At 67.4% G+C, this 12,424-nt stretch carries 13 protein-coding genes; 10 read left to right on the forward strand and 3 right to left on the reverse strand.

Features of this window, described 5'->3' with window-relative positions; translation table 11 throughout:
• Positions 1-118: 118 nt before the first annotated feature.
• The 4 genes from benA to BLQ74_RS08930 all read left to right on the forward strand — a co-directional run bounded on the left by benA (position 119) and on the right by BLQ74_RS08930 (position 3,859).
• A complete protein-coding gene (benA, locus tag BLQ74_RS08915; protein WP_090262197.1) occupies positions 119-1,498 on the forward strand; it encodes a benzoate 1,2-dioxygenase large subunit in 1,380 nt (459 codons plus the stop codon).
• On the forward strand, positions 1,495-1,983 hold the full coding sequence (gene benB / locus BLQ74_RS08920; protein ID WP_090262198.1) for a benzoate 1,2-dioxygenase small subunit: 489 nt from the start codon (positions 1,495-1,497) through the stop codon (positions 1,981-1,983). Before benA ends, benB begins: the two co-directional genes overlap by 4 nt.
• Before the next feature lie 63 nt (positions 1,984-2,046).
• Positions 2,047-3,060: a benzoate 1,2-dioxygenase electron transfer component BenC gene (gene benC, locus BLQ74_RS08925; RefSeq protein WP_090262199.1), complete on the forward strand. Its 1,014-nt coding sequence runs from the start codon at positions 2,047-2,049 to the stop codon at positions 3,058-3,060.
• 22 nt (positions 3,061-3,082) lie between these two features.
• Complete coding sequence (locus BLQ74_RS08930) at positions 3,083-3,859, forward strand: 1,6-dihydroxycyclohexa-2,4-diene-1-carboxylate dehydrogenase (RefSeq protein WP_090262200.1); 777 nt, start codon at positions 3,083-3,085, stop codon at positions 3,857-3,859.
• A 7-nt stretch (positions 3,860-3,866) separates the two neighbouring features.
• Here the strand turns inward: BLQ74_RS08930 and BLQ74_RS08935 are convergent, their stop codons facing one another.
• Positions 3,867-4,739, reverse strand: a complete 873-nt coding sequence (locus BLQ74_RS08935) for a LysR family transcriptional regulator (RefSeq protein WP_090262201.1) — start codon at positions 4,737-4,739, stop codon at positions 3,867-3,869.
• 143 nt (positions 4,740-4,882) lie between these two features.
• Between BLQ74_RS08935 and BLQ74_RS08940 the strand changes: the two genes are divergently transcribed.
• From BLQ74_RS08940 to BLQ74_RS08965, 6 genes are all read left to right on the forward strand, one after another.
• Complete coding sequence (locus tag BLQ74_RS08940) at positions 4,883-6,004, forward strand: muconate cycloisomerase family protein (RefSeq protein WP_090262202.1); 1,122 nt, start codon at positions 4,883-4,885, stop codon at positions 6,002-6,004.
• A gap of 30 nt (positions 6,005-6,034) precedes the next feature.
• Positions 6,035-6,325, forward strand: a complete 291-nt coding sequence (catC, locus tag BLQ74_RS08945; protein ID WP_090262203.1) for a muconolactone Delta-isomerase — start codon at positions 6,035-6,037, stop codon at positions 6,323-6,325.
• Between the two features lie 49 nt (positions 6,326-6,374).
• A complete protein-coding gene (gene catA, locus BLQ74_RS08950) occupies positions 6,375-7,319 on the forward strand; it encodes a catechol 1,2-dioxygenase (protein WP_090262204.1) in 945 nt (314 codons plus the stop codon).
• Positions 7,320-7,479: 160 nt separating this feature from the next.
• Positions 7,480-8,679, forward strand: a complete 1,200-nt coding sequence (locus tag BLQ74_RS08955; protein WP_090262205.1) for a benzoate/H(+) symporter BenE family transporter — start codon at positions 7,480-7,482, stop codon at positions 8,677-8,679.
• A gap of 223 nt (positions 8,680-8,902) precedes the next feature.
• Positions 8,903-10,165 carry an OprD family porin gene (locus BLQ74_RS08960; RefSeq protein WP_090262206.1) on the forward strand — a complete coding sequence of 421 codons (1,263 nt, stop codon included), beginning with the start codon at positions 8,903-8,905 and terminating at the stop codon, positions 10,163-10,165.
• Positions 10,166-10,197: 32 nt separating this feature from the next.
• Positions 10,198-10,404, forward strand: a complete 207-nt coding sequence (locus BLQ74_RS08965; RefSeq protein ID WP_090262207.1) for a hypothetical protein — start codon at positions 10,198-10,200, stop codon at positions 10,402-10,404.
• A 49-nt stretch (positions 10,405-10,453) separates the two neighbouring features.
• On the opposite strand, the gene BLQ74_RS08970 is transcribed toward BLQ74_RS08965, so the two are convergent.
• Positions 10,454-11,317 carry an alpha/beta hydrolase gene (locus tag BLQ74_RS08970; protein WP_090262208.1) on the reverse strand — a complete coding sequence of 288 codons (864 nt, stop codon included), beginning with the start codon at positions 11,315-11,317 and terminating at the stop codon, positions 10,454-10,456.
• Positions 11,318-11,398: 81 nt separating this feature from the next.
• Entirely contained in the window at positions 11,399-12,424 is a 1,026-nt protein-coding gene (gene antC, locus BLQ74_RS08975) for an anthranilate 1,2-dioxygenase electron transfer component AntC (protein WP_090262209.1), read from the reverse strand.

Raw genomic sequence — 12,424 nt, forward strand, 5'->3', positions numbered from 1 at the left:
CCCTCGTCCCGCGCACCTTTGCACAAAGCGGATAGCACTCTGCACAAAGCGGATATTGCATCCGCGTACCCAGCCATAACCTGAGCCTGCCTGAACAAAAACAACGGAGGCCCTGGCCATGTCCCTGGGTATCGACTACTTGCGTTCCCTGCTTGAAGAAGACCCCGTCAAGGGCGTCTACCGCTGCAAGCGTGAAATGTTCACCGATCCGCGGCTGTTCGAACTGGAGATGAGGCACATCTTCGAAGGCAACTGGGTCTACCTCGCTCACGAAAGCCAGATTCCCGAGAAGAACGACTTCCTGACGACCATGATCGGCCGCCAGTCGATCTTCATCGCGCGCAACAAGGACGGCGTGCTCAACGCCTTCATCAATGCCTGCAGCCACCGTGGCGCGCAGCTGTGCCGGCACAAGAGCGGCAACCGCTCCAGCTACACCTGCCCGTTCCACGGCTGGACCTTCAACAACTCCGGCAAGCTGCTCAAGGTCAAGGACCCGGCAGAGGCCGGCTACCCGGAAAGCTTCAACTGCGACGGCTCCCACGACCTGACCAAGGTCGCGCGCTTCGAGTCCTATCGCGGCTTCCTGTTCGGCAGCCTGAACGCCGAGGTCAAGCCGCTGATCGAGCACCTGGGCGAGTCCGCGAAGATCATCGACATGATCGTCGACCAGTCGCCGGAAGGCCTGGAAGTGCTGCGCGGTTCCTCCAGCTACATCTACGAGGGCAACTGGAAGCTCACCGCCGAGAACGGCGCCGACGGCTACCACGTCAGCTCGGTGCACTGGAACTACGCGGCCACCCAGAACCAGCGCAAGCAGCGCGACGCCGGCAGCGAAGTGAAGACCATGAGCGCCGGCGGCTGGGCCAAGCAGGGCGGCGGCTTCTATTCCTTCGAGCACGGCCACATGCTGCTCTGGACCCGCTGGGCCAACCCCGAGGACCGTCCGGCCTTCGAGCGCCGCGACGAGCTGGTCCGCGACTTCGGCCAGGCCCGCGCCGACTGGATGATCCAGAACTCGCGCAACCTCTGCCTGTACCCCAACGTCTACCTGATGGACCAGTTCAGCTCGCAGATCCGCATCGCCCGGCCGATCTCGGTGGACCGCACGGAAATCACCATCTACTGCATCGCGCCCAAGGGCGAAAGCGCCGAAGCGCGCGCCTCGCGCATCCGTCAGTACGAGGACTTCTTCAACGTCAGCGGCATGGCCACCCCGGACGACCTGGAGGAGTTCCGCTCCTGCCAGCTCGGCTACCAGGGCAGCGTGCCGGCCTGGAACGACATGTCGCGCGGCGCCGCGCACTGGATCGCCGGCGCCGACGCGGCGGCCACCGAGATCGACCTGCAACCGCAGCTGTCTGGCGTGCGCACCGAGGACGAAGGCCTGTTCGTCCTGCAGCACCACTACTGGCAGCAAGCCATGCTCGCCGCCGTGGCCGCCGAAGAGGCCAAGCGCATCCCGCTGCAGAACGCCGAAGAGGAGGCCGTGCAATGACCGCTCGCTATGAAACCGTGCGCGACTTCCTCTACCGCGAAGCGCGTTACCTCGACGACAAGGACTGGGATGCCTGGCTGGAGCTGTACGCCGCCGACGCGACCTTCTGGATGCCGTCCTGGGACGACCGCGACGAGCTGACCGAGGACCCGCAGCGGGAAGTCTCGCTGATCTACTACGCCAACCGCGGCGGCCTGGAAGACCGCGTCTTCCGCATCAAGACCGAGCGTTCCAGCGCGACCCTGCCGGACACCCGTACCTCGCACAACCTCAGCAACATCGAGTTGCTCGGCGAGGCCGACGGCCTGGTCCAGGTGCGCTTCAACTGGCACACCCTGAGCTTCCGCTACAAGACCACCGACAGCTACTTCGGCAGCAGTTTCTACAGCCTCGACATGCGCGGTGAGAACCCGCTGATCAAGGCCAAGAAGGTGGTCCTGAAGAACGACTACGTACGCCAGGTCATCGACATCTATCACATCTGAAACACGCGCGCTCCGGCGCCGCCGCGCAGGCGGCGCGCCGGCCCGCGCTTCGAGGTGCAAGCCATGAATTACAAGATCGCACTCAACTTCGAAGACGGTGTGACCCGCTTCATCGACGCCTCCGCCAGCGAGACCGTGGCCGACGCCGCCTACCGCCAGGGCGTGAACATTCCGCTGGACTGCCGCGACGGCGCCTGCGGCACCTGCAAGTGCTTCGCCGAGGCCGGCCGCTACGACCTGGGCCAGGAGTACATCGAAGACGCCCTCAGCGAGGAAGAAGCCGAGCAGGGCTATGTGCTGACCTGCCAGATGCGCGCGCAAAGCGACTGCGTGGTGCGCGTGCCGGCCTCCTCGGAGTTGTGCAAGACGCAGAAGAGCCAGTTCCAGGCGAGCATCAGCGCGGTGCGCCAGCTCTCCGAGAGCACCATCGCTCTGTCGATCAAGGGCGAGTCGCTGAGCAAGCTGGCCTTCCTCCCGGGGCAGTACGTCAACCTGCAGGTGCCGGGCAGCGAGCAGACCCGCGCCTATTCCTTCAGCTCGCTGCCGAAGGACGGCGAGGTCAGCTTCCTGATCCGCAACGTGCCGGGCGGGCTGATGAGCAGCTTCCTCACCGGCCTGGCCAAGGCGGGCGACAGCATGACCCTGGCCGGCCCGCTGGGCAGCTTCTACCTGCGCGAGATCAAGCGACCGCTGCTGCTGCTGGCCGGCGGCACCGGCCTGGCGCCCTTCACCGCGATGCTCGAGAAGATCGCCGAGCAGGGCAGCGAGCACCTGCTGCACCTGATCTACGGGGTGACCAACGATTTCGACCTGGTGGAAATGGACCGCCTCGCCGAACTGGCCGCGCGCATCCCCAACTTCACCTACAGCGCCTGTGTCGCCAACCCGCAAAGCAGCTATCCGCAAAAAGGCTACGTGACCCAGCACATCGAGCCGAAGCACCTCAACGACGGCGACGTCGACGTCTATCTGTGCGGCCCGCCGCCGATGGTCGAGGCGGTCAGCCAGTACATCCGTGAGCAGGGCGTCCAGCCGGCGAATTTCTACTACGAGAAGTTCGCCGCCAGCGCCGCCTGATCCTGATTCCCGCGAGGTAGCCATGAACAACCGATTCGAAAACAAGGTCGCCATCGTCACCGGCGCCGCCCAGGGCATTGGCCGGCGGGTCGCCGAGCGGCTGCTCGGCGAGGGCTCGCGGCTGGTCGCGGTGGACCGCTCCGAGCTGGTCCACGAACTGCAGGATGAGCGGGGGCAGGGCGGCGCCGTGCTGACCCTGACCGCCGACCTGGAACGCTTCGCCGAGTGCCAGCGCGTGGTCACCCAGGCGCTGGAACGCTTCGGCCGCCTGGACATCCTCATCAACAACGTCGGCGGCACCATCTGGGCCAAGCCCTTCGAGCACTACGCCGAAGCGGAGATTGAGGCCGAGGTGCGCCGCTCGCTGTTCCCCACCCTGTGGTGCTGCCGCGCGGCCCTGGAGCCGATGCTGGCGCAGGGCAGCGGGGCCATCGTCAACGTGTCGTCCGTCGCCACCCGTGGGGTCAACCGCGTGCCCTATGGCGCGGCCAAGGGCGGGGTGAATGCGCTGACCGCCTGCCTGGCCTTCGAGACCGCCGAGCGCGGCATCCGTGTCAATGCCACCGCTCCCGGCGGCACCGAGGCGCCACCGCGGCGCATCCCGCGCAACACCGCCGAGCCGAGCGCCGAGGAGAAGGTCTGGTACCAGCAGATCGTCGACCAGACCGTGCAGAGCAGCCTGATGAAGCGCTACGGCAGCATCGACGAACAGGCCGGGGCGATCCTCTTCCTCGCCTCCGACGAGGCCTCCTACATCACCGGCGTGACCCTGCCGGTGGGCGGCGGTGACCTTGGCTGAGCCGCGCTCAGTGGTTGACCTGTTCGATCAGCGTCAGGCAGCGCTGGACGATGGCGCTGACGTCGCCGGCGCGGCGGCTGAGGATGATCGGCGATACCGCTTCGGGCTCCAGCAGGCGCACGTAGCCGATGTCCGGGCGGTGCTGCTGTTGCACCGAGGCCGGTACCAGCGCCACACCGAGGCCGGCGGCGACCAGGCCGATGGCGGTCTGCAGCTCGTTGGCCCACTGCCCGACGCGGATGCTCAGGCCGTGGTTGGCGAACAGCGCCAGGACGTGGTCGGCGTAGCTCGGGCGCGGATTCGCCGGGTAGAGCACGAAGGGTTCGGCGGACAGGCGTTCGAGGCTGGCCGGCTGGCCGAGCAGCGGATGCCCGGCCGGCAGCACCGCCACCAGCGGGTCTTCGCGCAGCACCTGCTGGTGGATCGCCGGATCGTCGAAGCGGATACGGCCGAAGCCGATGTCGATGCGCCCGCTTTTCAGCGCCTCGATCTGCTGCAGGGTGGTCATCTCCTGCAGGCCCAGCTCCAGCTCGCTGTCGGCGCGCAGTTCGCGGATCAGCTCCGGCAGCACCGCGTAGAGGGTCGACGGGGCGAAGCCGATGCCCAGCCACTGGCGCTGGCCGTGGCCGATGCGTCGGGTGTTGTCGCAAAGGTTCTGCAGTTGTTTGAGCAGGGTGCCGCTCTGCTCGTAGAAGAAACGCCCGGCCTCGGTCAGGCGCAGCGGTCGGCCACGCTCCAGCAGCTCGACGCCGAGCAGCTCTTCGAGCTGCTGGATCTGCCGGCTCAGCGGTGGCTGGGCAATGTGCAGGCGTTCGGCGGCGCGGGTGAAGTTGAGGGTTTCCGCGACCGCCTGGAAGTAACGCAGGTGCCTGAGTTCCATGATACCTCCAGGGTATGGAAGAAGATGGAAGTGATATTGGACTCGCAGACGTTGCGAAGGCAATCCTTGGGCAACCCATAAAAGACTCGGTGGGTATGGCAAATGGCCGCTCCGCCGATACCCAGCAAGACGGAATCCGTAGCATGACAAACGCCCTGATCGAACGCCTGGAATCCATCATCGTCGACCTGCCGACGATCCGCCCGCACAAGCTGGCGATGCACACCATGCAGAAGCAGACCCTGGTGATTCTGCGCGTGCGCTGCAGCGACGGCATCGAGGGCATCGGCGAGGCCACCACCATCGGCGGCCTGGCCTACGGCAACGAAAGCCCGGAAAGCATCAAGGCCAACCTCGACGCGCATTTCGCGCCGCTGCTGATCGGCCAGGACGCCAGCAACATCAACGCCGCCATGCAGCGCCTGGACAAGGCCATCAAGGGCAACACCTTCGCCCGTTCGGCAGTGGAAACCGCGCTGCTCGACGCCCAGGGCAAGCGTCTCGGCCTGGCCGTCAGCGAACTGCTCGGCGGCCGCGTGCGCGACAGCCTGGAAGTGGCCTGGACCCTGGCCAGCGGCGACACCGCCCGCGATATCGAGGAAGCCGAGCGCATGCTCGACCTGCGGCGCCACCGCATCTTCAAGCTGAAGATCGGCGCCAATCCGCTGGAGCAGGACCTCAAGCACGTGGTGGCGATCAAGCGCGCCCTGGGCGACCGCGCCAGCGTGCGCGTCGACGTCAACCAGTACTGGGACGAGTCCCAGGCCATCCGCGGCTGCCAGGTGCTTGGCGAGAACGGCATCGACCTGATCGAGCAACCGATTTCGCGCATCAACCGCTCCGGCCAGGTGCGCCTGAACCAGCGCAGCCCGGCGCCGATCATGGCCGACGAATCCATCGAGAGCGTCGAGGATGCCTTCAGCCTGGCCGCCGACGGCGCCGCCAGCATCTTCGCCCTGAAGATCGCCAAGAACGGTGGCCCGCGCGCCGTGCTGCGCACCGCGCAGATCGCCGAGGCGGCGGGTATCGCCCTGTACGGCGGGACCATGCTCGAAGGCGCCGTCGGCACCCTGGCCTCGGCCCATGCCTTCGTCACCCTGAACAAACTGACCTGGCACACCGAGCTGTTCGGCCCGTTGCTGCTGACCGAGGAAATCGTCGCCGAGGCGCCGGTCTACCGCGATTTCCAACTGCTGGTGCCGAACGCCCCGGGCCTCGGCCTGAGCCTGGACGAGGAGCGCCTGAAGCGCTTCCGCCGCCCCTGATTGCGATTCGCCGATAGAGGAGAAGACTCCATGCTGTTCCACGTGAAGATGACGGTGAAGCTGCCCGTCGACATGGACCCGGCCAAGGCCGCCCAGCTCAAGGCCGACGAGAAGGAGCTGGCCCAGCGCCTGCAGCGCGAGGGCAAGTGGCGCCACCTGTGGCGCATCGCCGGCCACTACGCCAACTACAGCGTGTTCGACCTGCCCAGTGTCGAAGCCCTGCACGACACCCTGATGCAGTTGCCGCTGTTCCCCTACATGGACATCGAGATCGACGGGCTCTGCCGCCATCCGTCGTCGATCCATACCGATGACCGCTGAGTCCCACTGACGCACTATCCCCCGCACAAGAACAAGACGAGGTGAACCCATGAACGTGAAAATTTCCCAGACTGCCGACATCCAGAAGTTCTTCCAGGAAGCCAGCGGCTTCGGCAACGACGAGGGCAGCCCGCGCCTGAAGCGCATCATGCTGCGCGTGTTGCAGGACACCGCGAAGCTCATCGAGGACCTGGACATCACTGACGACGAGTTCTGGACCGCCGTCGATTACCTGAACCGCCTCGGTGGCCGTGGCGAGGCCGGGCTGCTGATCGCCGGCCTGGGCCTGGAGCACTTCCTCGACCTGCTCAACGATGCCAAGGATGCCGAGATCGGTCGCATCGGCGGCACCCCGCGCACCATCGAAGGCCCGCTGTACGTGGCCGGCGCGCCGATCGCCCAGGGCGAGGCGCGGATGGACGATGGCAGCGAAGCCGCCGTCGCCACCCCGATGTTCCTCGAAGGTCGTGTGCTCGACCTCGATGGCCAGCCGGTGGCCGGCGCCGTGGTCGATGTCTGGCACGCCAACACCAAGGGCAATTATTCCTACTTCGACAAGAGCCAGTCCGAGTACAACCTGCGCCGGCGCATCGTCACCGATGCCGAAGGCCGCTACCGCGCCCGCAGCATCGTGCCGTCCGGCTATGGCTGCGACCCGCAGGGCCCGACCCAGGAGTGCCTGAACCAGCTCGGCCGCCACGGCCAGCGTCCGGCGCACATCCACTTCTTCATCTCGGCGCCGGGCTACCGTCACCTGACCACGCAGATCAACCTGTCGGGCGACAAGTACCTGTGGGACGACTTCGCCTACGCCACCCGCGATGGCCTGGTCGGCGAGCTGAACTTCGTCGAGAACGCCGCCGCGGCCGCCAAGCGTGGCGTGGATGGGCGCTTCGCCGAGATCGAGTTCAGCTTCCAGCTGCAGAAGGCCGCCTCCGCCGCCGACGAGCAGCGCAGCCACCGTCCGCGCGCGCTGCAAGTACAGGGCGCCTGACCGTCGGCATGGGTGGCGCCGAGGGCTAGCGCCCGCGCCACCCATCCTGCGTCGTCGCTCCATCCTGCCGGCCTTTTCGATCACGCTGTGGCGGCCGCTGCCGGCCGCCAGGGCGAAGCCTTGCCGCTGCGCTCCAACAACAAGAAAAAAGTGAGGCGCCATGAAAGACCTCATCCGTGATTTCTCGCTGTCCGCGCTGGTGGCGGGCCTGATCGCTACGCTGATTTCCTATGCCGGGCCGCTGGTGATCATCTTCCAGGCGGCGAAGAGCGCCGGACTGTCGGCGGACGTGGTGTCGTCCTGGGTCTGGGCGGTTTCCATCGGCAGCGGCGTGCTCGGCATTCTGCTCAGCCTGCGCTTCAAGGTACCGCTGGTGATCGCCTGGTCGGCGCCCGGCTCGGCGCTGCTGGTGGCCCTGCTGCCGGGCATCAGTCTCAACGAGGCGGTCGGCGCCTACCTGGCAGCGAGCCTGATCATTCTGCTGGTCGGCGTCTCCGGCGCCTTCGACCGTATCGTCGGCAAGCTGCCGCCGGCGATCTCCGCGGCCATGCTCGCCGGCATCCTGTTCGCCTTCGGCACCCGCCTGTTCGTTTCCCTGCAAGCCAAGCCGGCGCTGGTCCTGGCGATGTTCCTCGCCTATCTGCTGGGGCGTCGCCTGGCGCCGCGCTACGCGGTCCTGGCGGTGCTCCTGGTGGGCTGCGCCATGGCCTTGGGCAGCGGCGAGCTGAACGCCTCGGCGCTGGTCATCGGCTTGGCCACGCCGCAGTGGATCACCCCGGCGTTCAGTTGGCACGCGCTGCTCAATATCGCCCTGCCGCTGGTCATGGTGGCGCTCACCGGGCAGTTCGTCCCCGGTATCGCCGTGCTGCGCAACGACGGCTACGCGACGCCGGCCGGGCCGATCATCGCCAGCAGCGCGCTGGGCACGCTGTTATTGGCGCCGTTCGGTTGCCACGGCTTGAACCTGGCGGCGATCACCGCGGCCATCTGCACCGGGCGCGAGTCCCACGAGGACCCGGCGCGGCGCTATGTGGCCGGTGTCGCCGGCGGCGTCGCCTACCTGTTGCTCGGGCTGTTCGGCGCCACCCTGGTGTCGCTGTTCAGCGCCTTTCCCAAGGAACTGATCGCCGCGCTCGCCGGCCTGGCCCTGTTCGGCGCCATCGGTGGTGCCCTGGCGGGCGCCATGGGTGTGCCGGAGGACCGCGAGGCGGCGCTGATCACCTTCCTGGTGACGGCCTCGGGGATGTCTTTCCTCGGTCTTTCGGCGGCGTTCTGGGGGTTGATCTTCGGCCTGGCCGCGCACCTGCTGCTGACCCGGCGCAGCGATCGCCGGCGACGCGCGCTGGCCGCTCGGGCCTGAGGCGGAGGTACCCCGACCACTATCCATTGCAAGCGGGCGCCCGGCCGGGGCGCCGGCCCAGAGAACGGAGCGCCGGAACGGGCAGGGCAGGTGTTGGAAGCGGATAAGCCGTGTTCCTGACCCCACCGGATGCTGAACAAGACCGCCCTGCCGTGTGTTGTGCCGTGGCCCTCCGGTGGCACGGCAAGGGAAGGTCCGTCCTTATAAAAACAAGAGTGACGATATGAAAATGCATGCATGCGTGACGGCCGTCGCGCTGGGCGCCGGCGTTGCCGCGTCCCAGCCCCTGGCCGCGGCCGAAGGGCTGATCGAGGGTTCCAGCGCCACCCTTCAGGCGCGCAACTACTACTTCAGCCGCGATTACTCGGACATCGTCGGCCCCAACAAGCAGTCCAAGGCCGAGGAGTGGGCCCAGGGCTTCATCCTCAACGTCCAGTCCGGCTACACGCCCGGCCCGGTCGGCTTCGGCCTGGATGCCATCGGCACCCTGGGGCTGAAGCTGGACAGCAGCCCGGACCGGGTCAATACCGGTCTGTTGCCGCTGGGCAGCGACGGCAAGGCGGCGGACAACTACAGCCGCCTGGGCGTGGCCTTGAAGGCGAAGTACTCGCGCACCGAGCTGAAGGTCGGCGAGTTGCAGCCGAACCTGCCGGTGCTGGCCTTCAGCGATATCCGCCTGTTGCCGCCGAGCTACCAGGGCGCCTCGCTGACGTCCAGCGACATCCCCGGCCTGACCCTGCAGGCCGGGCACCTGACCTCCACCCACCTGCGCAACGAGGGCGGCGACGAGAAGATGATCGCCATGCTCGGCTACCAGCCACAGCGCCAGGCCAGCAGCGACGCCTTCAACTACGCCGGCGGCGACTACGAGTTCAACGCCAAGCGCACCCGCGTCAGCCTCTGGTACGGCCAATTGCAGGACATCTATGCGCAGCGCTTCATCGGCCTGAAGCACAGCCAGCCGGTCGGCGGCGACTGGGTGCTGGGCGCCAACCTCGGCTACTACGACGCCAACGAGGACGGCAAGCACCTGCTCGGCAACATCGACAACCGCGCCTTCTTCTCGCTGCTCTCGGCCCGCCATGGCGGACACACCTTCTACCTCGGCTACCAGGGCATGTACGGCGACAGCGCCTTCCCGCGCGTGTTCGCCAACATCTCGCCGCTGGGCAACGAGGTGCCGACCTACGAGTTCGCCTCCACCGACGAGCGTTCCTGGCAAGTGCGCTACGACTACGACTTCGCCGCCCTCGGTGTGCCCGGCCTGACCAGTACCGTGCGCTACCTGAGCGGCGACAACGTCGACACCGGCAAGGGCTTCGAGGGCCGCGATCACGAGCGCGACATCGACCTCGGCTACACCCTGCAGAGCGGCCCGCTGGCCGGGCTCAACGTGCGCGTGCGCAACGCCGTGGCGCGTTCCAACTACCGCACCGATATCGACGAGAACCGGCTGATCCTGGCGTACACCTGGAAGCTGTTCTGAGCCGGCCCACGCCTGGTAACGAGAGGAACGTCATGAACAGACAAACCGTGCGCGCCAGCGACGTTATCGACGGCAGCCCGCTGTCCGCCCTGCAGGTCCGCGCGTTGCTGCTGTGCTTCCTGGTGCTGGTGCTCGATGGTTTCGACACCGCCGCCATCGGCTATCGGCTGGCGGCGCCGATACTGCTGATGGGCTGGCGCCGGCGAGGATTCGCGCCGTCGCTGCCGGTGGGGGACTGAGGCCGCCCGCCCGAGGCGAAGGGGGCGCGGCTGCCGCGCCCCTGCGGGTTCAGGCCAGCTCCATCAGCTCCAGGACTGCCTGATGCAACGCCATGCCCGGCTCGCCCAACTGCAGTACCACGTCGTAGTGGTTGCGGCCGGGCACCGGGAGGGAGCGCCCGCGCAGGCCACGGGAGTTCCAGGCGCTGAGGAACGCCTCGGACTGGCGGGCGAATTCCTGGCTTTCCAGGCCACCGTAGCTGACCAGCAGTTCCCCGGCGTGCTCGGGCAAGTGGAAGAGTGGGCTGTTGCGTCGCGCGGCCGCTTCGTCGAGGTTCATCCAGGTATTGATGTGGGTGGGCAGCAGGGGCAGCAGGTCGTACAGGCCGCTGACCGGCAGAGCCCCGCGCACGACGTCCGTGGGCAGCTGGTAGGCGGCGTGCCAGCCTGCCGCCAGGAGCATCCCGCACAGGTGTCCGCCCGCCGAACTGCCGCTGACGTAGAGCCGCTGTGGATCGCCGCCATGGGCCGCGGCGTTGCGGTACAGCCAGGCCAGCGCCCGGCGGGTCTGGTCGACGATGTGATCGAGACTGACGGCGGGCGCCAGGTCGTAGTCGAGCACGGCGACGGCGGCGCCGGCGGCGGTCAGGGCCGGGGCCATGAAGGCCGAGTCGGCCTTGGACAGGGCGCGCCAGTAGCCGCCATGGATGAACAGCAGTACCGGTGCGTCGGGCCGCGCGGCGGGGAAGAAGTCGAGGCGTTCATGCTCGCCTGGGCCGTAGGGCAGGTCCTTGTAGCAGGTTAGCCGGGCGTGGGCCTGATCGCTGAGGGCGCGGTACAGGCGCGGGTACTGTTCGTAGTCCTGCACGCTGGCGCGGGCGTTGTACTGGCTATCGTAGTAGGCCGCCAGTTCGGTCTGGTCGTTGGAGGTCATGGGATGTCCTTGCGGGGAAAGAACGGCGCTTGGGGGGAAGGGGGGCGCCGGGAAGCGGATGCAACGCTTCCCGGGCGGGGCTCAACTGTTGCTCTGGGTGAACTTCTCGACGTAGAGGTGGCCGTGGTCGAGTTGCTGCTCCTCTAGCCAACTCTTTACCGACTCCACCATCGGCGGCGGGCCGCACAGGTACAGGTCGAAGGGCGCATCGCGCAGCTCCGCCAGCGCGAAGTGCTCGGTGACGTAGCCGCGCTTGCCGCTCCAGTGCTCGTCCGCTTCGCTGAGCACCGGGGTGAAACGGAAGCCCGGCAGGCGCTCGGCGTAGCCGGCGATCCGTTCCAGCTCGCAGAGGTCGGCGGCCTGGCGCACGCCGTAGTAGATGTGCACCGGCTGGCCGGCGGCGCCGCCGTCGGCCAGTTCGTCGAGCATGCCGAGCAGCGCCGAGAGACCGGTGCCGCCGGCCACCAGCAGCAGCGGGCGGGTGATATGGCGCAGGTAGAAGGTACCCAGCGGCGCCTCGAAGTGGATCTCGTCGCCCACCTGGCAGCGCTCGCGGATGTAGTTGCTCATGGCGCCGTCGGGAAGCAGGCGGATGAGGAACTGCAGGTGGTTCTGCGGGTTGGGCCGGTTGGCGAAGGAGTAGGCGCGCACGGCCTCGCTGCCGGGCACCCGCAGGCGTGCGTACTGGCCGGGGAGAAAGTCCAGGCCCTGGCCGTTGCCGCTGGCGTCGAGGTGGAGAATGGCGGTGCTCGCCGACACCAGTTCGACATGGCTGACCCGGCCGCGCAGCGCCAGCGGTTCGGCCGCCCCGCAGAGGCTGGAATCGAAGTCGAAGTAGAACGAGGCGTCGGACTGCACGCGGGTCTGGCAGGTGAGCATCTTGCGTTGCGCCAGGTCCTGCGCCGAGAGGGTTTCCTCGTCGGCGTAGTCCATCTGGTAGCGGCCGGATTCGCAGCGGCCCATGCAGGTGCCGCAGACACCCTCGCGGCAGTCCAGGGGAATCTTGATGCCGTTGCGCAGCGCCGCGTCGAGGAGGATTTCGTTGCCTTGCACCGGGAAGAACAGCGTCTTGCCGTCGGCGAAACTGAAAGCGACCTTGTGGTTCAT

The sequence above is a fragment of the Pseudomonas panipatensis genome (assembly GCF_900099785.1).
Taxonomy (GTDB): Bacteria; Pseudomonadota; Gammaproteobacteria; order Pseudomonadales; family Pseudomonadaceae; genus Pseudomonas; species Pseudomonas panipatensis.